Genomic DNA, 26,611 nt, shown 5'->3' on the forward strand with positions numbered 1-26,611 from the left:
CAGCTGCCAATCTCTGATTCAAGATGGAATTTAGATAGGCTGGACGAAGCTGTCGAGAACGCGCTTCTGTCCGGCCTTGTCGAAATCGATGGTCAGCTTGTTGCCATCGATAAGCGAGATCGTGCCATTTCCGAACTTGATATGGAACACGCGATCGCCGGGCTTGAAGGCCGATGGCTTGTCAGCCACTGACTTGGCCACCAGTTCACCGTCAATCGTGCGTCCCTTCACGGAGCCGCGCCCGGCACCAAAGCCGGAATCGGTCTCGCCATAGCCGATGCGTTCCACTTTGCTGCCCGAACGAGAACCCCAGTTGTTGCGTGTGGCATCGGATCGGTTCTGCTGTGCACGCTGCCAGCCCGGCGTCGAATAGGAATTCTGGAACGGATCGGCCTTGTCGAAGCGGGACTGTCCGTAGCCGCCGCCATAACCGCCGTAATTGCCCTCCAGTTCGGCCACTTCCACATGTGCTTCCGGCAGTTCTTCCAGAAAACGGGAAGGAATGGTCGATTGCCACATGCCGTGGATGCGTCGGTTGGAAACGAACCAGATATGCAGATTTTTCTTGGCGCGGGTCACGCCGACATAGGCGAGACGGCGCTCTTCCTCAAGGCCGGAACGTCCGCCTTCATCAAGTGCGCGCTGGTGCGGAAACAAGCCTTCTTCCCAGCCGGGAAGGAAAACGGTTTCAAACTCCAGACCCTTGGCCGAATGCAGCGTCATGATGTTGACGGCATCGAGATCCTCGTTCTGCTCGGCATCCATGACGAGTGCGACGTGCTCAAGGAATCCACGCAGACTCTCATATTCCTCCATGGAACGGATCAGTTCCTTGAGGTTTTCAAGCCGGCCCGGCGCTTCCGCAGACTTGTCATTCTGCCACATGGCCGTATAGCCGGATTCATCCAGAATGGTTTCGGCCAGTTCCGTATGCGGTGTGTTGTCGATCAGGGATTGCCAGCGCAGGAAGTTTTCGACCACTTCGCGCAGTGCGGAGCGTGGCTTCGGCTTCAATTCCTCGGTTTCAATGAGGTCGCAGGCAGCAGCGAACATGGAAATATCGCGCGCGCGGGCATAGTCGTGAATCTGGCGGATCGCGGCTTCGCCCAGACCACGCTTAGGCGTGTTGATGATGCGCTCCAGCGCCAGATCGTCGGCCGGTTGTGCCACGACGCGCAGATAGGCCATCGCATCACGTATTTCGAGCCGCTCGTAGAAGCGTGGGCCGCCGATGACGCGATAGTTGAGGCCGAGCGTGACAAAACGGTCTTCGAACTCACGCATCTGGAAGGAAGCGCGGACGAGGATCGCCATGTTGTTGAGGAGGTGCCCCTGACGCTGGGCCTGCTCAATGGCTTCGCCGACAGCACGGGCTTCCTCTTCGGAATCCCATGCTGCATGAACTTTTACCTTCGGATCGTCCGGATTGGGCGCTTCGGTAAACAGTGTTTTGCCGAGACGGCCTTCATTATGTGCGATCAGGTGGGCGGCTGCGCCGAGGATATGTGCCGTGGAGCGGTAGTTGCGCTCAAGCTTGATGACGACTGCGCCCGGAAAATCCTTTTCGAAGCGAAGAATATTGTCCACTTCCGCTCCGCGCCAGCCGTAGATCGACTGATCGTCGTCGCCGACGCAACATAGATTGACCTTATCCCCGCTCACGCCGAATTCGCTGCGCTCATCGGCTCTGCGGGGGCCTTCGGACGCCCTAGCGGGCTGTACTGGCGAGCCTCCGGCCTGTGTTGGCGCTGTCGTTCGTGGTTTTGGTCGCTGTGCCAGCAGACGCAGCCACAAATATTGCGCCGTATTCGTATCCTGATATTCGTCCACCAGAATGTAGCGGAACTTCGCGTGATATTCGCGCAGGATATCCGGATGATTGCGGAAGATACGGATCGGATGCAGCAGAAGATCGCCGAAATCGCAGGCGTTCAATGTCCGCAGGCGCTCCTGATAGGCCTGATAAAGCTCGCGTCCGCGACCGTTGCCGAACGAGCGCGCATCGCCTTCGGGAATATCGGACGGCCCGAATCCCTTGTTCTTCCAGCCGTCGATCATGTTGGCGAAGGTGCGGGCAGGCCAGCGCTTGTCATCAAGGCCTTCCGCCTGAATGAGCTGCTTGATGAGGCGGATCACGTCATCGGTATCGAGGATCGTGAAATCCGATGTCAGATTTGCAAGTTCCGCATGACGGCGCAACAGCTTGACACCGATCGAGTGGAACGTGCCAAGCCATGGCATGCCTTCGACCGCACCTCCAACCAGATGACCTATGCGCTCTTTCATTTCGCGCGCGGCCTTGTTCGTGAAAGTCACGGCGAGAATCTGGCTCGGATAGGCAAGGCCGGTGGTCAGAATATGTGCGATACGCGTTGTCAGAACGCGCGTTTTTCCCGTCCCCGCACCGGCAAGTACCAGAACAGGACCCTCTGTCGTCAGGACAGCCTGACGCTGTTCCGGGTTCAGCCCTTTCAGGTAATCGGGTTCGCCACGCTGCTGGTTGCGTGCTGCCATGGCACGTGCGGCGATGCCACCGGGAGCAGGCGTGCGGCCTGCCGGAGCGTCGTCATCGCCGAAAAACGGCATATCGTCGGGAAAGTCAGACATTTGACCCGAATGTAATGATTCGTGGCTGAAAGACCAGCGAAAGGGTTAAAATATTCGACTACTCTAATTGAGTGACGCGACGATCCGTAAAGTTCAGGCGATGCGAAGCCAGTGCTTCAACCAGTCCACGCAGTTCCGGTTCGCGCTGCAACAGATCGTCGAGTTCCGTCATCTGGTTCATCGCGATCAGCCGCAGAATGTCGTCCCGGATGGTTCCGTCTATGCGTCGTGGCAGATGGGCAACCGGCTGGATCAGTTCAACCTTCTGGCCCTTGAGTCTTGCGCGCAGGCTTTTTTCGTCGGCACTTAGCGTTTCCACGAAGGCGTAGATGCCGACGCCCTTGGCTGGCAGCGAATAAAGCGCGAGAGCTACATCCGAGACACGCGGATCGGATTTGAGGGCAGCCTGAATAGCAGGACCTTCATTGTCGATCCGGTCACCGGTGCCTTCGCCGTCCGACCAGCTGAAAATGCCGCGCGTGATGAAGTTGTAAACTTTCTTGCCTGTCGCCAGCCAGATGCGCGACGGCAGGGAACGGCGCGCCAGAATGCGCTTTTCCGTTGGTGTCATCATGTCCTTTGCAAAAGCGCGCTTCTGCTTGATGAGATGGCGGAAGTCTTCATAAGCCATCAGGCGATAGAGGGCGCCACGACGATGATGAACACTTGCAAGCTGGAAATCGATGACTGCAGCTTCACCTTCGGGCGTCATCAGCCAGTTTTGTGGTTTGGCGAGGTCATTGTGGGTGACACCAAGACGGCGCATATCGCGCAGGATGCGGTGCGCGGTGCGATACCATTTCGGATCGGAAGGACGCGCAAGATGCAGCGGTGTGCCTTCGGTCCAGGATCGATACAGCCCGTCCTTGTCGGTGGCGATCAGTTGCGGGACACCTTCAATGCCGCGTACCGTCTTGAGGCCGCGGATTTCGCGCCGGGCCAATATCCATGCCAGCGGCTTCGACCACCAGGGAGCAGCGCTTACGACGCGACGGATGATACGGGTATCGGGATCGCCTACGAAGTAGCCGGCATGGGTTTCCGAGAACACGTCGCGCTTGAACACGGCGGTTTCGACAAATTCCGGTATTTGATCGCCTTTCAAAGGCACATCTATATTGGGGTTCTGAACCATAAGGCTCCACTAGCCGCTTGTGTTCGATCAATCAAGTTTGATGGCGGACAACCCTTATTGCAATCACGTGATCGAAGGCGCACAAGGAACGCACAGATTTCGTGCGGCTCATCGGGGGAATGCAGAAAATGGCACAGGGCGACGACAACAAGCAGGCGATTGCGCAGATCATCCGGCAGGAACAGGCGCTTATTTTTCCGTCATTTGACGAGAACGGCGCATTTGCGGTGGGCGCGCGCATTCGCGATATCGCCGTGAAGGAAAAGCTAGGTATTGCCACCGAAATTTCCCTGTGGGACCGGCAATTATTTTATGCGACGACCGCCGGAAGCACTGTGGACAATCAGGAGTGGTTGCGCCGTAAGTTCAATGTCGTGCGCCGCTTTCATGCTTCGACCTATCGTCTTGTTCTGGAACAGAATCGCGACGATCGCATGTTTGCTCCCCATAAAGCATTGAATGTGGAAGATTACGCGCTCGCGGGTGGCGGATTTCCGATCCGTGTTTCCGGGGCCGGCGTGATCGGCGCCGTAATCGTATCGGGGCTGCCGCAGCGCGAGGACCATAATCTGGTTATCCGGGCTGTCGCCGAACACCTTGGACAAGACCCTGTCGCATTGGCGTTGCCTGCTGTTTGAATATGAATTTCGGAGAATGAACGATGTCGCTCGAAAATGTTGTCGCGCTTGCACGCAATGAGAACGGTATTGCAGCAGCCGTGGGTATTCTCAAGCAGCGTTTCGGTGAGCGTGCGCAGACCGGTCAGGCTATCCGCGAGCAGCACGGCCACACGACGACCTATGTGCCGACACAGGCGCCGGACATCGTCATCTTTGCGGAGACTGCGCAGGAGGTGCAGGATGTTGTGCGTATCTGCGCCGAACACCGCGTTCCGGTTATCGCCTTCGGCGCCGGTTCGTCGCTCGAAGGGCAGGTGAATGCGCCCGCTGGTGGCGTCTCTCTTGACCTCACGCGCATGAATAGGGTGATTGCCGTGCACGCGGAAGATCTGGATTGCGTGGTGGAACCGGGCATTACGCGCCGGGAACTGAATGAATATCTGCGCGATACGGGACTGTTCTTTCCGATTGATCCGGGTGCCAATGCCACGCTGGGCGGCATGGCTTCCACCCGTGCGTCCGGTACGAATGCAGTGCGTTATGGGACCATGCGCGAGAATGTGCTGGCGCTGAAAGCTGTGATGCCCGATGGGCGGCTGATCGAGACTTCCAAGCGTGTGAAGAAGACGGCTGCGGGTTACGATCTCACGAGGCTGCTCGTCGGAGCCGAGGGAACACTTGGCATCATCACTGAATTGACATTGAAACTGCAGGGGATACCGCAGGCGATCTCCGGTGGTATCTGTCCTTTCCCGGATGTGGATTCGGCTTGCCGCACAGTGATTGAAACCATCCAGATGGGTATTCCCGTTGCACGTATCGAGCTTGTGAATACACTCCAGATGCAGGCGCTGATCCTTCACTCCAAACTGCCTTACGAGGCGCAGCCCTATCTGTTTGTTGAGTTCCACGGCACGGAAAATGGCGTTGCCGAACAGGCGGAATTGTTTGGAGAAATTGCTGCGGGCAATGGCGGCGGCGAATTCCGGTGGACCCACGATGCTGAGGAACGTGACCGGCTTTGGCGCGCGCGTCACGACGCCTATCTTGCGTCCTTCCTGCTGAGGCCCGGTTGCAAGGGCGTTTCCACCGATGTCTGCGTGCCGATTTCGCGTCTGGCCGATTGCATCGGCGAGACGGAAAAAGACCTTGCCGAAACAGGCCTTATAGCTCCGATTGTCGGGCATGTGGGGGATGGTAATTTTCACCTTCTCCTGCTCCTTGATACAGGAGACGCCAGCGAGATGGAGCGCGCCGAAGCTTTCATGGATCGGCTGGCCAAACGCGCCATTGCCATGGAGGGAACCTGCACCGGCGAACATGGCATCGGGCAGGGCAAGATGAAGTATCTGGCGATGGAGCTGGGTGAAGCCACGGACTATATGCGCGCCATCAAGAACGCACTCGATCCCGATAATATCATGAACCCGGGCAAAATACTGATTTCGTGATTCAAATCAGCCGTTTGGACGGGTTTGCCAATAGTTTGATTCAGGCAGGCGTGCATATCGATGTGGCTGCGATGCAATTTGCCTTGTTGTCGCCGGATCGATGCCGTTATGTTGCGCAGATAAAGACAGCGTGATTCACTCTTTGTTTCGCGCTAACTTGCAATCTGTTTGACCGGAGCTGGTTCTTGGGCCGCATATTCGTCATCGTCGGCGGGCTTCTCGTGCTGCTGTTGACGGCAGCACTTGTTGTGCCGCCTTTTGTTGACTGGAGCGGCTATCGTGCCGATTTCGAGCGCGAGGCGAGCCGTGTTCTGGGCCGTCCCGTCAAGGTCGCCGGTGACGTCAGTGCGCGGCTTTTGCCGTTTCCTTCCGTCGCGTTCTCTGATGTGCGTGTTGGGGCCGATGCAACTCATCCGGTGATGACTGTCGATACGTTTTCGATGGATGCCGAACTGATGCCGTTTCTGCGCGGCCAGCTTCTGATTTTCGATATGCGCGTGGATCGTCCTCGGGCTACAATTTCTCTCGACAAAAGCGGCAAGGTTGATTGGGCAATCCGCCCATCGACGCCGCTCGATCCGACGAAAATCAAGCTGGAACGGCTTTCCGTCAATGACGGAACGATTACCCTTCGCGAACAGGCAAGCGGTCGCAGTCATACAGCTACCGAACTCAATGCTGTGATCTCGGCAAACAGTCTTGCAGGTCCGTGGCAAGCAAACGGAAGTCTCGTTCTTCAGGGCGAAAGGCTGGCGATCGATCTTTCGAGCGGCGAGGCGAAGCCGGACGGGTCGCTACGTGTACGCGCTCGAATCTCGCCGGATGCTATCCCAGCTACTTTCGAGACGGATGGCGATGTGACCGTAACTGACGGTCGGCTCGACTATGCCGGTGATTTTTCGCTTCGCTCTTCCGATATGGTTGCCAAGACGACTAAGGAACAGAAAACGCCGACGGAAGCGCCCTTCTTCAGTGGTGTGCGAGTAACCGGTAAATTCAAGGCGGATCGCAATCGCTTCGATGCCAGCGAATTCCGGATGGAGCAGGGACCTGCCGACAATCCTTATGTAGTGAACGGCAAGGCATTTATCGATTATGGCGACAAGCCGCGTTTCGAGGTCAGCGCCGATGGACAGCAGCTTTTCTGGGGGCCGAATGAAGCCACCAGCGAAGAACAATCCGGTTCCGCAATGCCGGCGGCTGATCGTATTACGATAGCACGCCGCGTTCTCGAGCAACTGCCCATTCCGACCATACCCGGCAATGTGGATTTGCGTCTTCCTGCCGTCATCGCGGGCGGCACAACGATACGCTCGGTCACAGTGAGCGCGGAACCGGACGGAAAGAACTGGAATATTCGTCAGTTCGCTGCCGACCTTCCGGGACGAACCAAGGTAGAAGCCAAGGGCACGCTCTCGGTTGGCAAGGATTTCGGCTTCAGGGGCGATATGCTCGTTGCCTCACGTCAGCCGTCCGGTCTGGCAAGCTGGCTCAACGAGACTGTTGACGATTCCGTGCGCAAGCTCGAAGGCGCGGGTTTTTCAGGACAGGTCGATCTTCGTGACGGAATGCAGCGGATCGATAATCTCGAAATTGCGTTGGGGAAGACAACACTCAAAGGCTCGTTTGTTCGCGAAGTGAAGGGGCTGGCGCAGCCAGCGATCACGCTAGCCCTCAATGGCGGCGCGGTTGAAAGCGAAGCGCTACAAGCCTTTACAGCCTTTTTCTCCAGTGGTGACGGGCTGGGTTTTCTCGACGGTCAGTCGCTGAACCTGGCATTCAAGGCAGGGCCCGTCCGCTATCAGGACATGGAAGCGGGCAATGTCGATATGGCGATTCGGCTGCATGACGGGCGCTTCGATTTCGACCGGCTGCTGGTCGGTGATGTAGCGGGCACGACGCTGACCGCAACAGGCACTTATGAGCCTTTTGCCAATACGCCTTCCGGCTCGCTCGATGCGACGATCCTGTCCGGCGACCTTTCGCGTTTCCTCTCGTTGATGGCCAATCGCTATCCGCAGCTCCCGCTGTTTCATGCGCTCTCGATCCGTGCGGCGAATTTTCCAGGGTTGTTCGAGGATAGCGAAATTAATGTCATTGCCAACGCGGTGGCGCCGTCCGTGCCACAAGCCGACAAGGTGCCTTCAAAAGGTACGGCATCCAAGGGCAAGGGTGCACGGCCTGTCGAGACAAATACCAAAAGCGCTCCTGGTGTCGGCGAATTTTCGTTCAGCGTTACCGGAAAAACAGGCGGCATGAAGTTGGACCTTTCGGGCACGGCGAGCGGCGGCGAGGGTGAGAGCGAGCCGTTACAGATGCAATTGAACGGCACGGCAACATCGGATCAAGGCGAGGTGGTACTCGCATTGATCGGCTTACCCGCCTTGCCGCTTGGGCTTGCTGGTGAGCTCACTGCCGATCTGAGCATGCAGGGTGCGCCGAGTGCAGGCATGCGGACATTGCTCAAGCTCACGGTACCTGACGGGTCGGCTGTGGCAGATGGTGTGATTTCGTTGATCGGAGGGGATGTCGCTGCCAGCGGCAAGGCCCAACTGAAGTCCGCCGATCTGCAACCGTTCATCGCAACGGCGGGTTTCGCACTGCCCGGATTTGGTGAAGGGCTTTCGGCAGACCTTGCCAGCGATTTTCAGTTTGCAAAGGGTATCTTGCGGTTCCCCAATCTCGCCGGAAAGCTGGATGGAGAAGATGTTTCCGCGCGGCTGGAGGCCAATTTTGCCGATAGCGGTCTGCCGCAGTTGAAGGGGGAGGCAAAGCTCGCGACGCTTGAGGTCGCTAGTCTTGCAGCGATCATGCTTGGGCAGGATGCATTCGAGCCGGCAAAGCCCACCGCGAAGTCAATCTGGCCACGCGGAGCATTCGCGGTCCGCCCGTCACTGCCGCTGCTGTTGGACATGAAACTCAGCGTGGCGCAGGCTCACATGGATGGATTTGGAACGGCCACGGACTTTGCCGCACGGCTTGTGAAGACCATGGACGGGCTCCAGTTGAATGAATTGACCGGCAACTGGGCGGGTGGATATCTCATTGGCAACGTGTCTCTGAGCAACAGCGACAAGAACGCTATCCTCTCGACAGAGCTGAAATGGAGTGGCGCAAACCTCAAGGATTTTTACCAGCTCGAGAGTGGTATTGCACCGCTTGGCGGTGTAGTGAAGGCTGCTGTTAATCTGAATGGCAGTGGTGAGAGCGTTACCGCACTGGTCGGGTCATTGGCCGGAACTGCAAGTTTTGATGTGGAGAATTTTACCGTCAATGGTCTGGATGGGACGGCATTGCCTGCAATGATCGCGGCAGCCGATGCCACGGGCGACCAGTCTTCCGGTCCTGACAAGCTCGCTTCCAAGCAATTTGTCGCCATTGCCGATAAGGCAACCGGGCAGGGCACATTTGCACCCGGTAATGCGCGGTTTGACTTTACGATCAGCGGCGGTGTCGCGCGTATGGCTGCGGCAAATCTGAGCGATGGAAGTGCTGCTCTTCTCAGCGATCTGCAATTCGATCTGTCGACACTTGGAATTGGCGGAAACGGTACTTTGACATTCCAGAACGGGGATGGCGCCGATACTGGCATCTCGCCGCAGGTAGCCTTCTCGCTGGGCGGTAGCTACAACGAGCCCCAGATGTCATTCGACAAGCAGCCGCTCGTTCAGTTCCTGACCCAGCGTGCGCTTGAACGGGAACAGGAACGTGTTGAATCCATGCAGGCGAGCCTGATGGAAAAGCAGCGTCTTCGTCGTCAGCTTGGGCTTTTCGAAGCGGATGAAGCGGAACGTGATCGTTCGCAGCGTGAGGACGAGGCGAGACGACGCGCCGAGGCCAGTGCGCGCGAAGTGGCTCGGAAAACTGCTGAGGAAGCCCAACGGCTTGAGGCAGAGAAACCCCAAGGCGGGCCGGCTGGTGGATCGAAAGATCCCCTGGTATCGCCAGAGGGCGGTCAATCCCTGAATGAATTCCTGAAAAGTCTGGAACCGACACCTGCGCTACCAGCACCTCAGCCTTGAGTTATTCTGGACTTAAGCCAGTCGAGAACGTGGAGCCTGAGCGCGGAAGACAGATTGATTGACCTGTCACGCTTGCTGTCGATTTCGGCGATCAGAGCCGCCACGGACAACTCCCGCTCGGCAGCAATCTCCTCAATCAGTTCGAAAAATGGGTCTTCAAGCGTGTAGCTGGTCGCGTGTCCGCGAATACTGACGGAATGTTTGCGTAACCGCCCGGACGAGTTCACTTTGTCTCGTCCGGCTTATCGTTCTTTTCCAGACGGTTCTGATCCAGAAAACGTTCCACTTTCGTTGCTTCCGTACGGGCGAAGGCCTTTTCAGTCTTCGTTAGACCGAATTGAATGCGGTTCTGGTCAGCCCGATTTTCTTTTTCAGCGCGGGCTTTCTGCTTTTTAAACTGCCTGAGATTGACGATGTCGCTCATGGAACCACGTGGAAATGTTGAAGCTTCTGAAAAAATACTGCGTTTCGGTTCAATCTAGCAAGCTCGTAATAGGCTGGCTTTATTTCTGGGGGTCCTTCGGATTGGTAAACCACCAGATGGCCAAGGACACCAGAATTAGAAGTATGAGCCCAACTGTCATCTGCAGAAGAGGAAAGTTGGGTTCGTCCTTTGCCACAAAGAAGGCGGCTACGATGCCGCTTATCCACAATACTGCCTGAGCAATTGCACGAATCATCGAAATCAATCCTGAACTGGTTGCCGTCAGAACAGAGTATAAAACGCCTGCTTGTTTTTCACCATTGATCACGATCAACAGTGAATCTGAACTATCCAATCAAACAAACGGACGAAACCAGCAGGAGCTCTGGCACATTCTTCACATGAGGATGGACCGCGCGGAATTATTTCTTCCGAAAGGCATCCAGAGAAACAACATCGGCAGAAGGTTTGGCTTCCTTGTCGGCGCCATCATCTGCATTGCTGTCTTTGGCCGCGGCGGCTTCTTTTTCGGCTGCAGTCTTGCGCGACTTCGATTTGGGCTTTTCTGACTTCTCGACCGGTGCTTCCGTCGGGAGGATTTCGATAGGGGCTACATTGCCGCCTTCGTCATTGTCGCTTTCCGGCTGTGCGACCGCGACATCGAACTCGAGTTCGAAATTGACCGAAGGGTCGTAGAAGCCACGGACGGCAGAAAAAGGCACCGTAAGCTTTTCAGGAATATCACCGAACGACAGGCCAACTTCGAACAGCTGATCTGTAACCAGCATGTCCCAGAACTGATGCTGCAAAACGATTGTCATCTGCTCGGGATATTTCTCCTTCAGGCGCGAGGAAATTCGCACACCGGGCGCTCCAGTCAGGAACGTGATGAAGAAATGATGGTTACCTGGCAAGCCAGCCTTGGCCACTTCCGCAAGAACCTTGCGAATGACGCCGCGTAGGGCTTCCTGAGCGAGAATATCGTAACGGATTAGGTCCTGTACCATGGTTTGCTTATCCCACGGATTCGGAGGTCGATGTCAAGTTCGTTCTCGCAGGAACCGATGATATATGACTTGAAAATGCTACAGGGCGATGCCTGTGGCGGAAAGATGTGCAATTTTTGAACGCAGCAGGGTGCGCTTGCCCTATCGTCTTCCGAAGGCCATCAGGAAGGTGCGCACTCCGTTGACGGCGCTCTTCTCGATGATTGCATCATCAACGCCTTGGCCCGTCAGCATATGATAGTGCGTATCGGCATTGATGAGTGCCATGAAATGGCGTGCAGCAAGATCTGGATCGTCAACGCGTAGATGTCCATCCATGGCAAGGCGCGCCAGACGTGCCGCTATAGCCGGAATAGCTTGTGCCGGACCTTTGGTGCTGCAAATATTGGCTGCGAGCGGCAGATTGGTATCGTTGGCCTGCATGACCTTGCGCAGAAACGCACCGGACGAATCGTAAATGCAATTCCGGCTCATGCGGATCGAGAAAGCCACCAGATCGTGCTCCAGATTTTCCCCAGTCTGGGGGAAGGTAGCCAGAACTGCGAACAGGCTCGCATTCATGCGCGCAAGCGCATCCTCAACGACGGCGGCAAGCAAGGCTTCCTTGTCGCGATAGTGATTATAGATGGTCTGACGCGACACGCCCGCTTCGTTGGCAATAAGGTCTATGCTCGCGCCCTGAAAACCATCGCGATTGAAAACGCGTGCCGCAGAGCACAAAATGAAGTCGCGCTTCATGCACTGTCCGGGCTTTATCGCCGCGGAATTCAGGCCCTTTTCGGATACAGCACGCTTCTCGGGCAGGGCGGCCATGTCGATTATGTCAGTAGGCTTCATAACTCCAACATAAGATAGCTTGACGTTTTGGACAATGGTGTCTAATTTGACATTAGTGTCAAATCTGTTTTGACCATGCGTATAGAATGCCTTTCGTTGCAGAGTTTTCAAGTGTCGACTGTAATGGAAAACAGGTCGACATCATACGGCTCAGACGAAAACTGGTAGCGAATACAAATAATTATCTGTCCTGTACCGATTTTGCGAGCCCGATGGCGCCATCCTCCCAAGCAAAACCGGAGATCCGAAATCGGTGCGGGAATCTCACGAAACATTGATGAAAGCGCGTCCCCCATGGCTTCTAGTCTTGTGCGCAATGCCATTGTTCTTGGCCTTCTTTCCGCCATTGGCCCATTTGCGATCGATATGTATCTGCCAGCTCTGCCCACCATTGCCGCTGATTTGCATGCGGAAACTGGTGCTGTGCAGATGAGTCTTCTGGCCTTTTTCATTGCTCTTGCGGTTGCGCAGCTTTTCTGCGGGCCGCTGTCCGACATGGTCGGACGCAAACTTCCGCTTTACGGCGGTCTGGTACTGTTTGGTATCGGCAGTATCGGTTCTGCTATGGCGACCGATATAGATGTGCTGGTGCTTTTCCGCTTCGTTCAGGGGCTGGGAGCAGCGGCAGGTATGGTCATTCCACGGGCTGTCGTGCGCGACCTTCATACAGGCATCGAGGCAGCGCGTCTGATGTCGCTTCTGATGCTGGTTTTCTCTATTTCGCCGATTCTGGCGCCGCTGACCGGCTCGGTCATCATCAGTTTCTTTGGCTGGCGTGGTGTTTTCTGGGCGGTTCTGGTCGCTGCCGCTATCGGTATCATTCTGGTGGCAACTGCACAGAAAGAGACGCGGACGGCAGAGGCACGACTTGAAAGCAATCTGGGCAGTGCCCTGCGCGGCTATGGCCGTCTGCTCAAGGACCGTTATTTCCTTGGGTTGGTTTTTGTCGGCGGCTTTGGCATCGCGTCGTTCTTCGTCTATCTCGCGAATTCGTCCTTCGTGCTTATCGACCATTACGGCCTGACGCCGACGCAATATGCCATTGCATTCTCGGCCAATGCGGTATCGTTCTTCGGCGTGTCGCAGTTGAATGGGTGGTTGGGATCGCGCTTCGGGCTTCGCCGCGTCATGCGATTCGCGGTCTCCGGTTTTGCAGCGGCAATGCTCGCCATGTTCGCCGCGGCACTCATGGGCCATCAGTCGCTTTGGCTGATCGCAGGCTTCCTGTTCGTGGGATATGGTTTTCTCGGCCTCGTTATCCCGACAACGGCAGTTCTGGCTCTTGAGGATTACGGCGAGATTGCTGGAACTGCTTCCGCGCTGATGGGGACGCTGCATTTCGTGATTGGCGGCGTGGCGATTGGTGTAACCGGTTCATTCTTTGATGGAACGGCTCTGCCGATGGTAGGCGGAATCGCCGGTTGTGCGCTGACGGCCTTCGTGCTGACGCAGATCGTTCTTTCGCGTAAGGCGAGCGAACTGGATACGGAAGCTGCGGCTGCATAGGCTTTGGGGAAGGGAAAGTGGAGGCTTCTGTTGCCAGGTGCCTCCGAACCCCGCCTTAAGGGGCTAACCCTAAGGACTTTAGAGTGGGTTTCCCGCACCGCCATTAGGCAGCGAGAGCATAACCCTGAGCTTTGTTGTCATTTGCAACTACTCAATTGACCCGATAACGGTGGTATCATGCCGAGTAAAAGAGCGATCTTTACACCCTTGTCGATCCTATTTCGCCCCCGCCACAGTACAAACCGATAGGCTGATCTGTATTCTGGTGGAGGCGCCGGGTACCGCCCCCGGGTCCAATGGGTTTATTACACCGTCCGTTTATCACCATAGTCGGCTTGCGCCGACACGCCGTATATAGGCGCGGTTGATCGTGATTGGAAGAGGGGGCGCAGTTTTTAACGGGGTTTGCCTGCGAACCTCGACAACTAGCCCTTGCGTTCATTTTTCATTGACAGCCTGCATTTGCTGGTCAATCCTCGCAACATATCGGGGTCGGCAAGTGAATTCTTATATAGCCGGATTCCGTGGCTGAAACGGGGTACTGTACCCCATTCGAAGGAGAGTGGATATATGAGTGAATATCTCGCGGATGTCCGTCGCTACGATGCCGGTGCCGATGAAGCTGTAGTCGACAAGATCGTCAAGCATCTGGGTATTGCGTTGCGCAATCGCGATTCCTCGCTCGTTTCGGCAACGGACCCGGAAGAGATGAAGCGCGTCCGCACCAACTGGGTTGCGAAGAAACTCGGCGTCGATGATGAAGCCAAGGGCGATGAAGTGGTTGCGCATGTTGCAGAAGTTATGAAGGGCGACCGCAACAAAAATCGCGTCACCTTCTATTATCTGGTTGCAAAGCAGCTCGGAAAACTCGGCGACCTTTGATCCACAGCGATCTCGTGAATCCAAAGCCCCGGTGTCTCACGCCGGGGTTTTTTCTTTATAGTGGTTTCAAAACGAATCGGTTCCGGATAATCCTCATGCGCACCTATCTCGATCTTCTTCAACATGTGCTGGATAACGGCGTGGACCGTGGCGACCGCACAGGCACCGGCACGCGGTCGGTTTTCGGCTATCAGATGCGCTTCAATCTTGAAGAAGGCTTCCCGGTTCTTACGACCAAGAAGCTGCATCTCCGCTCGATTATCCATGAGCTGCTGTGGTTCTTGAAAGGCGACACGAATATCGCCTATCTGAAGGAGAACGGTGTCTCGATTTGGGACGAATGGGCAGACGAGAATGGCGATCTCGGGCCAGTTTACGGCTATCAATGGCGCTCTTGGCCTGCGCCGGATGGCCGTCACATCGATCAGATCGCGAATCTTATGAAAATGCTGCATGGAAATCCCAATTCGCGGCGTCTGATCGTATCGGCGTGGAACCCGGCGTTGGTCGATGAAATGGCCCTGCCGCCATGTCACTGTCTTTTCCAGTTTTATGTCGCGGACGGAAAGCTCTCCTGCCAGCTTTATCAGCGTTCGGCGGATATTTTTCTGGGCGTGCCGTTCAATATCGCTTCCTATGCGTTGTTGACGATGATGATCGCGCAGGTCGCCGGGCTGAAGCCGGGAGAATTTATTCATACGCTGGGTGATGCGCATATTTACGCCAATCATTTCGAGCAGGCGCATTTGCAGCTTACCCGGACGCCAAAGAAATTGCCGACCATGTGGATCAATCCAGAAGTGAAGGACCTATTTGCCTTCCGTTTCGAGGATTTCCAGCTTGAAGGTTACGAAGCTGACCCGACGATCAAAGCCCCGATTGCGGTCTGAGGTGCACTATGTCCTCTAGTCGGCCGATAGTTTCGATCATTGTTGCTGCCGCCGAAAACGGTGTCATCGGGCGTGACAACGATATGCCATGGCGTCTCTCGACTGATCTCAAGCGTTTCAAGGCCCTGACACTCGGCAAGCCGGTTATCATGGGGCGGAGGACCTGGGAATCCATCGGACGTCCCTTGCCGGGGCGACCCAATATCGTGGTGACGAGGGACAAGGAATTTCGGACTGAAGGCGCGAGCATTGTCGGTTCTCTCGAAGAGGCAATTGCGCTCGGACAAAAGCTGGCTTTTGATCTGGGCCTCAGAGAGGTTTGCATCATAGGTGGCGGAAAGATTTATGCGGAGGCCTTGCCGCTTGCCGATCGCATTCATCTGACTCGGGTTCTGGCCGAGATCGACGGAGATACGCATTTTCCAGAAATCGATCCGCAAATCTGGTGCGTCATTTCGCAGGAGGATGTGCCCGCCGGTGACAAGGATAGTCACCCAACGCGCTATTTCGTGTACGAAAAACGTGCTGTGTAAAGCATAGTTCACGAATTTTGTCGTCTTCGCGTTGAAAGCGGACCTCCCGATGCCTATAAAACGGAAACATTAGTTGATGACGGGAGTGGGCAGCTCGCTTTCCCGTCGCCTGGACGAGAGGTGAGGATGCCCTGGAGTAATCAGAATGGTGGCGGCGGCCCATGGGGCGGCGGCGGCGATAATAACAATAACAACAATAATGGCGGCCCCTGGGGACAAGGACCGAAGGGCCCACGCGGCGGCGGCCCGAACACACCACCTGATCTCGAAGACATTCTGCGTAAAGGACAAGATCGTCTGAAGCAGGTCTTCCCCGGTGGTGGTGGCAAGGGCGGCAGCAATCGCGGCGTTCTTTTCCTTATTGGCGCGGCAGTCGTCGGCTTCTGGCTCTTCCAGTCGATCTATACCGTGCAGCCGGACGAACTTGCCGTTGAACTGCGCTTTGGCAAGCCGAAGGAAGAAGTGTCCGAGCCGGGCCTGCATTTCCATTGGTGGCCAATCGAAACCTATGAAAAGGCGCAGATCGTCGAAAAGCAGATCAATATTGGCGGGCAGGGCAACCGGAGTGCCACGCAGGGCTTGATGCTGACGGGCGACCAGAACATCGTCAACGTTCAGTTCTCGGTTCTCTACCGCGTTTCCGATCCGCAGGCATATCTGTTTAACGTCGATAATCCGGATGCGATGGTGCAGCAGGTTTCTGAAAGCGCGATCCGCGAAATCGTCGGTCGTCGTCCCGCTCAAGACGTTTTCCGTGATAACCGTTCTGCAATCGCATCCAGCGTTCGCGATATCGTTCAGCAGACGCTCGATACTTACAAGGCCGGTATCCAGATCAATGCCGTTTCCATCGAAGATGCAGCGCCGCCGCGTGAAGTGGCTGATGCCTTTGATGAAGTGCAGCGTGCTGAACAGGACGAAGATCGTTTCGTAGAAGAATCGAACCAGTATTCGAACCAGAAGCTCGGTCAGGCTCGCGGTGAAGCAGCACAGCTTCGCGAAGAGGCAGCCGCTTACAAGAACCGTGTCGTTCAGGACGCGGAAGGTGAGGCGCAGCGTTTCAGCTCCGTTCTGGGTGAATACCAGAAGGCGCCGGAAGTGACGCGCAACCGTCTGTTCCTCGAAACCATGGAACAGGTGCTGAAGAGCACCAAGAAAGTTATTGTCGAACCTGGAAAGGATGTCGTGCCTTATCTGCCGCTGAACGAACTCATGCGCCAGCAGCCACGTCCCGGCGTGAATGCGACCACGACGACCCCGAGCGGAGGTAACCAGTAATGGCCCAGAACAGGCTCCCAATCATTGGCGGTATAATCGCCGTCATCGCTTTCCTGATCTACTCTGCTACTTTTATCGTATCTGAGCGTCAGCAGGCCATCGTGCTTCGTTTCGGTCAGATTGTTGATGTGAAGACGGAACCGGGCATCTATTTCAAACTGCCTTTCGGTTTCCTCGATGCAGATACCGTGCAGCTGATCGATGATCGTCTGTTGCGTTTCGATCTGGACGATATCCGCGTTCAGGTTTCGGGCGGCAAGTTCTATGATGTCGACGCGTTCCTCGTCTACCGCATCACCGATGCGCGCAAGTTCCGTGAAACCGTTTCCGGTAGCACGCTGCTTGCTGAACAGCGTCTTCGCACCCGTCTCGATGCTGCATTGCGTAGTGTTTACGGCCAGCGTGGTTTCGAAGCGGCACTTTCGGAAGAACGTGGCGACATGATGCGCGAAGTGCGTGACCAGCTTCGTCCCGATGCAACGTCGCTTGGCCTGACCATCGCCGATGTGCGCATCCGTCGTACCGATCTGACAGCTGAAGTCTCGCAGCAGACCTATGACCGCATGAAGGCGGAGCGTCTTGCCGAAGCCGAGCGCCTGCGTGCCCGTGGCCGTGAAGCTGCCCAGCGTATCCGCGCTGTTGCAGATCGCCAGGTCGTCGAAACAATTGCGGAAGCACGCAAGGAATCAGAAATCCTTCGCGGTGAAGGCGATGCGCAGCGCAGTGAAATCTTCGCACGTTCTGCAGGCAAAGACCCTGGCTTCTTCGCCTTCTATCGGTCGATGTCCGCTTATCGTGAAGCGCTTGAGACACCGGATACAACGCTGGTTCTTTCGCCGGATTCGGAGTTCTTCAAGTTCTTCCGTGATGCTGGCGGCAAGCTGGCAACGCCTGCCCAGTAACAACCGGGTCAAACGCTCATGAGCGATTTTCTAGCCGCCGTAGGTCTTCTCTTCGTTCTCGAAGGGCTGCTCTACGGCGGCTTTCCTTTTTTGGCGAAGAAGCTCGCTCGTGAAGCGAGCGAGACGCCGGAGAATATGTTGCGCATTGCCGGGATTGCAGCCCTTGCAATCGGCGTCGGCATTGTCTGGCTTGTCAGGGGATAAGCCGCTTTCCTTCCGTTATTTATCGTCTGTAGTCTATGCGGGGCCGTAAACAGGCCGTATTTTGCAGCGACTTATCGCTAATCAAACGACTGCAAGCAGACAGGAACGGAGCAGGGCTTCATGGCAATTGCACCAAAGGCGGGATTTGTTCGCACCCTTTTCGCAACCGTGGCATTGGGAGCGATGACCGTCGCTGGCACTCTTTCGATAGGAACGCCTCCGGCAATCGCGGCTCAGGGGCCAGCTTCCGTCGCCGATCTGGCCGAAGGACTGCTGGATGCGGTCGTGAATATCTCGACCTCGCAGACCGTCAAAGAAGACGGCGAAAGTGACGGTGCGATTCCGATGCCGCAGGTGCCGGAAGGCTCTCCATTCCAGGAGTATTTCAAGGATTTTTTTGGTGACAAGGGCGGTGTGCAGGGAGACGAATCGCGCAAGGTCCAGTCGCTTGGTTCCGGCTTCGTCATCGATTCCGACAAGGGCTTCATCGTCACCAACAATCACGTCATCGCCGATGCGGACGAAATCGAAGTCAATTTCAACGATGGTTCCAAGCTGAAAGCGGAACTGGTTGGAAAAGACATCAAGACCGATTTGGCAATTCTCAAGGTTGATCCGTCCAAGCACCAGCTGAAGGCCGTGCAGTTCGGTAATTCGGAAAAAGCGCGTATCGGTGATTGGGTTCTTGCAATTGGCAACCCATTCGGTCTCGGTGGAACGGTAACAGCGGGCATCATTTCGGCTCGCAAGCGCGACATTAATTCTGGCCCCTATGATGACTTCATCCAGACTGACGCGGCCATCAACCGAGGCAATTCGGGCGGCCCGCTGTTTGACATGGATGGCAAGGTGATCGGCATCAACACGGCGATCATCTCACCATCGGGCGGCTCTATCGGTATCGGCTTTGCTATCCCGGCCGAGATGGCTGTGGGTGTTATCGACCAGCTTAAGGAGTTTGGCGAAGTTCGCCGTGGCTGGCTTGGTGTGCGTATCCAGCCTGTAACTGAAGATATAGCCCAGAGCCTCGGTCTGAAGGAAGCCAAGGGTGCGCTGATTGCCGGGCTGATTGAAAATTCCGGTGTTGACAACGAGGCCATTGAAGCCGGCGATGTCGTGATCCGCTACGAAGGCAAGCCGGTCGATACCGCCCGCGATCTGCCGCGCTTAGTTGCAGAAACTCCGGTCGGCAAGGAAGTCGAGATCGTTGTGGTTCGCCAAGGCGAGGAAAAGACGCTGAAAGTCAAGCTGGGACGTCTGGTTGAGGACGACAAGAGCACCGAAGCTGCGACGGAAGATCAGGCTCCGCCGCCGGAAGGTGAGGGCGGTGATGAAGGCACGGTAACGCCGGATATGCCGAAAAAGGAGCAGAAAAGCGATGCTGCCCCGAGCGTGCTTGGAATGAAGCTCAGCGAACTGAATGACGATGTTCGCGGAGAATTTGGCATTGCGGAAGATGTGGAAGGTGTTGCGGTCCTGTATGTTTCCCCCGGCTCAGCCGCAGGTGAGAAACGTATCGAAACCGGCGATGTTATCGTCGATATCGGACAGGTGAATGTGAAGACGCCCGAGGACGTGAAGAAGCGTATTGATGCGCTGCGCCGCGAAGGACGCAAGAACGCGCTTATGATGCTGGCCTCACGTTCGGGAGAACTGCGTTTTGTGACTGTCCGGATCAATTGATCCTGAATTGAGTGTACTGCTGAAACGGCATTGCAGGGAAAACTGCAATGCCGTTTTGTTTTGCGGTTTGAATCACTTGGCGTCGGAACCGCACGAAGAGATTCTAGTGCTCCTCATTCGTCGTTCAAAATTGCAGGGCCTTCTGTTTCATTCGCCTCCGGTGTGCTATGGACCGGCGCCATTCGGAGTAGGGTGAGTTGGAAACAGTCGATATTGTGGTCATAGGCGCTGGCGCGGCAGGCATGATGTGTGCCATCGAGGCGGCCAAACGCGGGCGTTCCGTACTGGTCGTGGATCACGCCAAGGCAGCCGGTGAGAAAATCCGCATATCGGGCGGTGGTCGCTGCAATTTCACCAATCTTTATGCAAGCCCGAAGAACTACCTCTCGCAGAACCCGCATTTCTGTATCTCGGCTATGAGTCGCTACACGCAGCGCGACTTCATCGCGCTCGTGGAGCGTCACCGCATCGCTTATCACGAGAAGACGCTTGGCCAACTCTTCTGTGATGGCTCTGCGTTGCAGATAATCGAAATGTTGCTGGGGGAAATGAAGCGCCATGGCGCGCGACTGAAGCTTGGCTGCAGTGTCAGTTCCGTCGAGAAATCAGCACAGGGCTTTTCTCTCCAGTTGTCGGATGGTCCAGTGCGCTGTCGATCACTGGTGGTGGCGTGTGGAGGAAAGTCGATCCCCAAGATGGGAGCGACGGGTTTCGGTTACGATATCGCGACGCAGTTCGGATTGCGGATTGTCGAAACACGACCGGCGCTGGTTCCGCTGACATTTGAACCCAATACACTGGAACGCCTGAAGCCGCTGGCCGGTGTTGCCGTCGATGCCGTTGTCTCCTGTGGCAAAACCAAATTTGCCGAGGCAATGCTTTTTACGCATCGTGGTATCAGTGGCCCTTCGATCTTGCAGATTTCTTCCTACTGGCGGGAAGGTGAAGAAATCCGCATTGCGATGCTGCCGGAAACGGGTATTTTCGAAGCACTGCGCGAGCAACGCAAACAGAACGGCAAGCAGGCATTGCAGACCGCGCTGGCGCTTTATCTTCCGAGGAAACTTGCACAGACCATAGCCGAAGATATCAGTGCGACTGGCCATCTGGCAGATATGTCCGACAAGACGTTCCGCCGTGTCGAGGCAGCGATAAACGACTGGCGCATCAAACCTGCCGGTTCGGAAGGCTACCGTACAGCTGAAGTTACGCTTGGAGGGGTCGACACGCGCGATCTCGACTCCAAGACCATGGAAGCCAAATCCGTTCCCGGCCTGTTTTTCATCGGCGAGGTGGTCGATGTTACGGGGTGGCTCGGCGGCTATAATTTCCAGTGGGCGTGGTCTTCGGGATGGGTGGCCGGTCAGTCTGCCTGAATGCGATAGACGGAATGAAGCTTCAAATGTGGAGTTTCATCCGGCACACGGGGATGGTCGAAATCGCTCGACGGATCACGGGTCATGCCGATGCGCTGCATAACGGCTGTGGACCGCTTGTTATTATGGACGGCGAAGGAAACGACTTCCGAGAGGTCAAGGGTGCCGAAAGCATATTCGATCAGCGCTTTGCCCGCTTCGGTTACATAGCCCTTGCCCCAAAATGGAGTGGCCAGCCGCCAGCCAATTTCAACAGTACCGTCCGGGAAATAAGGTTCGAGGCTGGTGCGGGCGAGACCGGCGAAGCCGATGCACTGACCGCCTTCTTTTTCTTCCAGGGCATAGAAACCGAGACCCGTTTCAGAAATCATCTTCTGGAGGTGGTCGAACAGTTCATCCGATTGCGAGCGGTTCCTGCGGAAGGGAAAGAAACGCATTACCTCTTCATCGGAATTGATGACATGGAACAGGTCGCGGTCGCGATCCTCCCAGTTCCGGATGATGAGGCGCGGCGTTTGCAGAATGATCATTGAACGAAATCCGCCTTTCTATAGCCCTGAATATAGAGGAGGGCGGTCAGGTCGCCATGGTCAACCCGCATTCGAGCCTGCGCTGCCACAGTCGGCTTCGCGTGAAGTGCGATACCAGTGCCTGCAAGCTGGATCATGCCGAGATCGTTCGCTCCGTCGCCCACCGCAATTGCGTCATCCGGTGTGAGACCGAGGCGCTCGGCGATTTCCACGAGTTTCTCGACCTTGGCTTCACGACCGAGAATTGGCTCTGTGACAAGGCCGGTCAAATACATGCCATCGTCGATCAGCCTGTTAGCGCGGTCTTCATTGAAGCCGATCATTTCGGCGATACGCTGGGTAAATGAGGTAAAACCGCCGGACACAAGCGCGGTGTAAGCACCATGTTTCCGCATGGTACGCACGAGTTCCGGCCCGCCGGGCATCAGTGTGATGCGGGTTGAAATGACCTTGTCGATGACATTGAGCGGCAGGCCTTTCAACAAGGCCACCCGCTCGCGCAAGGCAGGTTCGAAAGCGATTTCACCATTCATGGCGCGTGCGGTGATTGCCGCCACATGCTCGCGCAGTCCGGCTTCCTCTGCCAATTCGTCGATGCACTCTTGCTGGATCATCGTGGAATCCATGTCGGCAATCAGAATTTTCTTGCGCCGGAGCTCCTGTTCCTGCACCACCACATCGATCGGCGCGCCATCAAGCGAGTGGCGCAGCAGGGTTTCGGCTTCTTCACTGCTGATCCCCGATGGAAGTGCAATGTCGCAGGCAATGTTGTCGGCCAGCCAATAGAGTCCGGTTGCATTCACCGCTGCTGAGGCTTTAATCCCGAGCGCTGATGCAAGCGATGCTTTGGCCGGGTTGGCAATCAAAGTGGCGACGAGAGAAACCTGTTGGGACATGGAGAACAATTCCGGCGATGAATGAGGGTGCGGTCACGAATGCAATCCTGATAGCTGGCCCAACGGCCAGCGGCAAGTCGGCACTTGCCATTCGCATGGCTCGTGAGACTGGCGGTTTCATCGTGAACACCGATTCTATGCAGGTTTACGATGTTCTTGATCTTCTGAGTGCGCGACCGAGCAAAGCGGATCTCGCTGCGGCCGAACATCATCTCTATGGACACATCGCGCCGTCGATATCCTATTCGACTGGACGATGGCTGGATGATGTGGCTGGCCTGCTATCTCAACCTGCCATGAAGCACAGGACCCCAATCTTTGTTGGTGGCACGGGGCTTTATTTCAAAGCGCTGCTCGGTGGACTGTCGCAGATGCCAGAGGTGCCGGGTGATGTTCGGGCCTATTGGCGGGGACGTATGGAGGCGAATGGTCCGGAACTTCTTCACCAGCTTCTCAGCGAACGTGACCCGGATATGGCCGCAACCCTTCAACCCTTCGACAGCCAGCGCATCGTTCGGGCGCTGGAAGTTTTTGAAGGCACCGGAAAGTCGCTTCTTGCTTGGCAGCAGACGAAAGGGCAGGCACTGATAGACGATGAGAGAGCACGCAAGATCGTATTGCTGCCGGATCGGACGTGGCTTTCCGAGCGTATTGCCCAGCGTTTTGCTCTGATGTGGGACGATGGCGCGGTTGATGAAGTCAAAGCGTTGCTGACGCTTGATCTCGACCCGGCATTGCCCGCAATGAAGGCCATTGGTGTGCGTGAGATCACGGCATTTCTGCAAGGCTCGATGTCGCGGGAAGAAACAATTGAACGTTCGGTTATCGCCACCCGGCAATATGCAAAGCGTCAGTCGACCTGGTTTCGAAATCAGCTTGATGATCGCTGGTGTGTGCATGCAAATTCTGATGATGCCTTCGCTCAATTAACGACAACGAAATAACTCGCTGGCACTCTCTGAAGCAGGAGAGGCGGGCGCGGACTATGCGATTTCATAAATCGGAGCGGGCATTTTTTATTCTGATTGTTTTGATGTTCGGTATTGGGCTGTTGCTTTACCAGGCTCGTGTCGACATCGGACAATTGCAGACCTTGCCACTTGATGTGAGTGCGTCGGAACTGGTTTCGAGGCTCGATCAGTTGAGTTACGTCACAATCTGGGTGCTGATTGCGACTATCGCTTGCGGGCTTTTCCTGATCTATCCGCAAATCCGTACCGATGCGCAGGACCGCGGCAAGCTGCAGGTCATCACGCAGGATCTTTCCGAACGGTCGCAGACCCTCGAACATGCCGCGCTGACGGATAGCCTGACCGGCATGCAGAACAGGCGGTATTTCGATGAGGCGCTGAAGGAATATCTGGTCCAGTTCGACCGGATTCAGCGGCCTGTCGGGTTGATGATTATCGATCTCGATCATTTCAAGACAGTGAATGATACTTATGGGCATGACATTGGTGATATCGTGCTGCAAGAAGTGGCGCGGTGTCTGAAGGACTATACGCGGTATCATGATGTTGTTGCCCGGCTTGGCGGCGAGGAGTTCGCAGTTCTTGCGCCGAACATGGACGCGGAATTGATGATCAAGCTTGCTAATCGTATCCGCAAGGCCATATCGACGCTTGAAATCGATCTGGGCGATGAGAGGCTTGGCGTCACCGTCAGTATTGGCCTTGCCATATGGGACCGGCGCGAGAACTCGAAGGACCTCTATCGTCGCGCTGACAAGATGCTCTATGCCGCGAAGAACATGGGCCGTAACCGCGTCTGCGCCTAACGCTCGCGGTCCTTGCGAAAGCTGCGCACCAGTTCGCCCATCTTCTCAATGCTCTGTTTTGTGTCGAGGCTAAGTGATGTTTGCGGCTTTGATGAAGAAGAACGATGGTAGTCTTCGTCCATAGGCGTTGGGTCACGGCGACTGGTGGAGACCGGGCTGCCCCACAGATTATCCTCGTTTCCGATCGGGTCCACCGGTTCAGGCTGCGAACTGTTCTCAAAAGCACGCAATTTTTCGACGATACGGTCGAGCGATATTTTGCCATCGCTGCGCCAGCTTGAAAGAGCGCTTTCGCTCTTGCTGCGTCCCGGAAGCTGATGCGGCGGGATGGTTTCGAATGTCAGGCGCATCGGTGTCGAGAATGCTTCGCCAAAGGCTATCGCTTCGCGGTTAGCGATTGATGACAGAAAGCCAGCCATGCTTTGCGCGCCGCCACGAATAGCCCCCCTGATGATTTCCTGATCGCGCTCATTACCGAGCCGCATCGCAAAAATCGAATTGCACTGTGACAGGATCGTTGGATCAAGCTCACCGGGGCGCTGGCTTATCACTCCGAGATAGGAGCCGTATTTCCGACCTTCTTTGGCAATTCGCGCTATGGCTTGTCTTGTCGGCCAGAACCCGGCGTCGCGGTCGACGGGAATATAACGGTGGGCTTCTTCACAGATCACGAGCGTCTGCAGGCTGCCCTCGCTTGAAAGAGCGATATCGAATGCCAGACGGCACAAGACGGAAGCAACGGCATTGACGACTTCGGACGGCAATCCTGCAAGCTGGAATGTGCAGATAGGCCTTTCGTTTTGCGGTATGCGGAAAATCCGGCCAATGGCCTGCCGCATTGTTTCCGGGCCACCAGTTACTGCGAACATGAAACGGAAGCGGGGATCGACAGAGATCGATTCCAGCCGAACCTTAAGGCTGCGCAGATAGGGACGTTCCGCCTTGCTGTCGAGAAGTCCCATCCGCTCATCGATAAGGGCTATCAGGTCAAGCAGACGATAGGCGATAGGCGTGTCGGCGCTGACGCTCTGGCGGTCGGCAAGCTGTCGTCGCAATGTTTTCGTGGCTGACAGTTCAGTGCCCTGCATTTTTTCGCGGGCAAGCAGGACCAGATCGCGCAATATATCGAGTTCCATCGGGTTCGGCGCGCGCCCGCGAAAGATCACATCTGCAAATTCATCCAGCCGCAGCATCCAGAATGGCAATTCGATATTCGTCTGATCGACCGCCACGGCCAGATCGGGAAATGCGCTCGCGAACTCATTGTGTGGATCGAGGATGAGTACGCGCAGATTGGGCTTTTCGGCGACGATCCGGCGTAGGAGCAGCATGACGGCGCTCGATTTGCCGACGCCCGTTGTGCCGACGATAGCAAAATGCCGGGAGATAAGATCATCGACAGATATGTAGGCGGGAACGGTTGCATCCTGCGTGAGTGTACCGATCGAAACGCTGTTGTGAGCGGTTTGTGCATAAATCGCAGCAAGATCGGCGGCACGGATGCGATGGGCAATAGCGCCGGGGTGGGGGAACTGCGAAATGCCACCATTGAATGAGGTCTGTCCGTTCGGCTGCACGCGAACCTCGCCCAGAAACTCGACATGGATATGGAGCGTATTGTCACCGCCGCGTATCCAGACATCTCCGGGAACAAGCACGTTGCGGATGAGACCTACAACGCGATTATTGCCGGTCTGAATGGATATAAGCTGGCCTACGGCCCAATAATCGTCAGATGCTGCCGAAGAGGGACCTGACAATGCCGAGACGATTGCGCTCTCGCCGTCGCATTGGATGACATGGCCTTCCGTACGATTGCGCTGCACATATTCGCCTTGTTCTCGCGCGTTGGAACTGTCCCCGATTTCGCTCATGCTGCCCACTCCGCCCCAGCCCTCAACAGGAGGTTTCGCGTCAGGATAAGAATCTTCCGTTGAAATAAAGTTATCGTTTGGGGCGGGTGAGCCTAAGAAAATATCGCAGGCAATGTATTTATGCGTTGACGACGCCAAATCCGGCTATTAGTGTCCGCCACCATGAACATGATTATT

Annotated in this window: 24 protein-coding genes and 1 other RNA gene; 14 read left to right on the forward strand and 11 right to left on the reverse strand. The window is 55.9% G+C overall.

The annotated features are described in order from the left end of the window. Positions 1-30: 30 nt before the first annotated feature. Both HWX93_RS06455 and HWX93_RS06460 read right to left on the reverse strand, forming a co-directional pair. Positions 31-2,607, reverse strand: coding sequence for an ATP-dependent helicase (locus HWX93_RS06455; RefSeq protein WP_176036883.1), 2,577 nt, complete (start codon positions 2,605-2,607; stop codon positions 31-33). A gap of 58 nt (positions 2,608-2,665) precedes the next feature. After that, positions 2,666-3,742, reverse strand: coding sequence for a serine/threonine protein kinase (locus HWX93_RS06460; protein ID WP_176036884.1), 1,077 nt, complete (start codon positions 3,740-3,742; stop codon positions 2,666-2,668). 128 nt (positions 3,743-3,870) lie between these two features. Here HWX93_RS06460 and HWX93_RS06465 point away from each other — a divergent pair, with 128 nt between their 5' ends. The 3 genes from HWX93_RS06465 (at position 3,871) to HWX93_RS06475 (ending at position 9,835) form a co-directional block, all read left to right on the forward strand. Then, the gene (locus HWX93_RS06465; RefSeq protein ID WP_176036885.1) at positions 3,871-4,380 is read left to right on the forward strand and encodes a heme-degrading domain-containing protein; all 510 of its coding nucleotides are present in this window, start codon (positions 3,871-3,873) and stop codon (positions 4,378-4,380) included. A gap of 23 nt (positions 4,381-4,403) precedes the next feature. Further along, positions 4,404-5,813: an FAD-binding oxidoreductase gene (locus tag HWX93_RS06470; protein WP_176036886.1), complete on the forward strand. Its 1,410-nt coding sequence runs from the start codon at positions 4,404-4,406 to the stop codon at positions 5,811-5,813. Between the two features lie 185 nt (positions 5,814-5,998). Beyond that, a complete protein-coding gene (locus HWX93_RS06475; RefSeq protein WP_176036887.1) occupies positions 5,999-9,835 on the forward strand; it encodes an AsmA family protein in 3,837 nt (1,278 codons plus the stop codon). On the opposite strand, the gene HWX93_RS06480 is transcribed toward HWX93_RS06475, so the two are convergent. The 5 genes from HWX93_RS06480 to HWX93_RS06500 all read right to left on the reverse strand — a co-directional run bounded on the left by HWX93_RS06480 (position 9,826) and on the right by HWX93_RS06500 (position 12,103). Beyond that, on the reverse strand, positions 9,826-10,062 hold the full coding sequence (locus tag HWX93_RS06480) for a ribbon-helix-helix domain-containing protein (RefSeq protein WP_109989062.1): 237 nt from the start codon (positions 10,060-10,062) through the stop codon (positions 9,826-9,828). The genes HWX93_RS06475 and HWX93_RS06480 overlap by 10 nt on opposite strands. Beyond that, positions 10,059-10,259, reverse strand: coding sequence for a DUF4169 family protein (locus HWX93_RS06485; protein ID WP_176036888.1), 201 nt, complete (start codon positions 10,257-10,259; stop codon positions 10,059-10,061). Before HWX93_RS06485 ends, HWX93_RS06480 begins: the two co-directional genes overlap by 4 nt. A gap of 79 nt (positions 10,260-10,338) precedes the next feature. Next, entirely contained in the window at positions 10,339-10,593 is a 255-nt protein-coding gene (locus HWX93_RS06490; protein WP_176036634.1) for a hypothetical protein, read from the reverse strand. Between the two features lie 88 nt (positions 10,594-10,681). Continuing rightward, positions 10,682-11,266 carry an SspB family protein gene (locus HWX93_RS06495; protein ID WP_176036889.1) on the reverse strand — a complete coding sequence of 195 codons (585 nt, stop codon included), beginning with the start codon at positions 11,264-11,266 and terminating at the stop codon, positions 10,682-10,684. A gap of 141 nt (positions 11,267-11,407) precedes the next feature. Continuing rightward, a complete protein-coding gene (locus tag HWX93_RS06500; protein ID WP_176036890.1) occupies positions 11,408-12,103 on the reverse strand; it encodes a TetR/AcrR family transcriptional regulator in 696 nt (231 codons plus the stop codon). A gap of 294 nt (positions 12,104-12,397) precedes the next feature. Here HWX93_RS06500 and HWX93_RS06505 point away from each other — a divergent pair, with 294 nt between their 5' ends. Beyond that, entirely contained in the window at positions 12,398-13,609 is a 1,212-nt protein-coding gene (locus tag HWX93_RS06505) for a multidrug effflux MFS transporter (protein ID WP_176036891.1), read from the forward strand. Between the two features lie 16 nt (positions 13,610-13,625). Here HWX93_RS06505 and ssrA read toward each other — a convergent pair. Continuing rightward, positions 13,626-13,993, reverse strand: a transfer-messenger RNA (tmRNA) gene (gene ssrA, locus HWX93_RS06510). 186 nt (positions 13,994-14,179) lie between these two features. Between ssrA and HWX93_RS06515 the strand changes: the two genes are divergently transcribed. The 8 genes from HWX93_RS06515 to HWX93_RS06550 all read left to right on the forward strand — a co-directional run bounded on the left by HWX93_RS06515 (position 14,180) and on the right by HWX93_RS06550 (position 21,357). Continuing rightward, on the forward strand, positions 14,180-14,491 hold the full coding sequence (locus HWX93_RS06515) for a DUF2853 family protein (RefSeq protein ID WP_109989067.1): 312 nt from the start codon (positions 14,180-14,182) through the stop codon (positions 14,489-14,491). A gap of 95 nt (positions 14,492-14,586) precedes the next feature. After that, positions 14,587-15,381, forward strand: a complete 795-nt coding sequence (locus HWX93_RS06520) for a thymidylate synthase (protein WP_176036892.1) — start codon at positions 14,587-14,589, stop codon at positions 15,379-15,381. An 8-nt stretch (positions 15,382-15,389) separates the two neighbouring features. Further along, positions 15,390-15,914, forward strand: a complete 525-nt coding sequence (locus HWX93_RS06525; protein ID WP_176036893.1) for a dihydrofolate reductase — start codon at positions 15,390-15,392, stop codon at positions 15,912-15,914. Positions 15,915-16,040: 126 nt separating this feature from the next. Next, complete coding sequence (gene hflK / locus HWX93_RS06530; protein ID WP_061346037.1) at positions 16,041-17,192, forward strand: FtsH protease activity modulator HflK; 1,152 nt, start codon at positions 16,041-16,043, stop codon at positions 17,190-17,192. Next, positions 17,192-18,094, forward strand: coding sequence for a protease modulator HflC (gene hflC / locus HWX93_RS06535; protein WP_176036894.1), 903 nt, complete (start codon positions 17,192-17,194; stop codon positions 18,092-18,094). Before hflK ends, hflC begins: the two co-directional genes overlap by 1 nt. A gap of 18 nt (positions 18,095-18,112) precedes the next feature. Next, positions 18,113-18,298, forward strand: a complete 186-nt coding sequence (locus HWX93_RS06540; RefSeq protein ID WP_105542215.1) for a DUF2065 domain-containing protein — start codon at positions 18,113-18,115, stop codon at positions 18,296-18,298. Positions 18,299-18,418: 120 nt separating this feature from the next. Beyond that, a complete protein-coding gene (locus HWX93_RS06545; RefSeq protein WP_176036895.1) occupies positions 18,419-19,981 on the forward strand; it encodes a Do family serine endopeptidase in 1,563 nt (520 codons plus the stop codon). A 197-nt stretch (positions 19,982-20,178) separates the two neighbouring features. Next, positions 20,179-21,357: an NAD(P)/FAD-dependent oxidoreductase gene (locus HWX93_RS06550; RefSeq protein ID WP_176036896.1), complete on the forward strand. Its 1,179-nt coding sequence runs from the start codon at positions 20,179-20,181 to the stop codon at positions 21,355-21,357. Here the strand turns inward: HWX93_RS06550 and HWX93_RS06555 are convergent. Both HWX93_RS06555 and serB read right to left on the reverse strand, forming a co-directional pair. Beyond that, on the reverse strand, positions 21,345-21,887 hold the full coding sequence (locus HWX93_RS06555; protein WP_176036897.1) for a GNAT family N-acetyltransferase: 543 nt from the start codon (positions 21,885-21,887) through the stop codon (positions 21,345-21,347). The two genes, HWX93_RS06550 and HWX93_RS06555, sit on opposite strands and share 13 nt — an antisense overlap. After that, positions 21,884-22,783, reverse strand: a complete 900-nt coding sequence (gene serB, locus HWX93_RS06560) for a phosphoserine phosphatase SerB (RefSeq protein WP_176036898.1) — start codon at positions 22,781-22,783, stop codon at positions 21,884-21,886. The genes HWX93_RS06555 and serB overlap by 4 nt, the downstream gene beginning before the upstream one ends. 17 nt (positions 22,784-22,800) lie before the next feature. Between serB and miaA the strand changes: the two genes are divergently transcribed. Next, the gene (gene miaA, locus HWX93_RS06565) at positions 22,801-23,727 is read left to right on the forward strand and encodes a tRNA (adenosine(37)-N6)-dimethylallyltransferase MiaA (RefSeq protein ID WP_176036899.1); all 927 of its coding nucleotides are present in this window, start codon (positions 22,801-22,803) and stop codon (positions 23,725-23,727) included. A 41-nt stretch (positions 23,728-23,768) separates the two neighbouring features. Further along, positions 23,769-24,560: a GGDEF domain-containing protein gene (locus tag HWX93_RS06570; RefSeq protein WP_176036900.1), complete on the forward strand. Its 792-nt coding sequence runs from the start codon at positions 23,769-23,771 to the stop codon at positions 24,558-24,560. On the opposite strand, the gene HWX93_RS06575 is transcribed toward HWX93_RS06570, so the two are convergent. Beyond that, a complete protein-coding gene (locus HWX93_RS06575; protein WP_176036901.1) occupies positions 24,557-26,434 on the reverse strand; it encodes an ATP-binding protein in 1,878 nt (625 codons plus the stop codon). The genes HWX93_RS06570 and HWX93_RS06575 overlap by 4 nt on opposite strands. Positions 26,435-26,611: the final 177 nt, after the last annotated feature.

It is taken from the genome of Brucella tritici, from assembly GCF_902825325.1.
Lineage (GTDB): Bacteria > Pseudomonadota > Alphaproteobacteria > Rhizobiales > Rhizobiaceae > Brucella.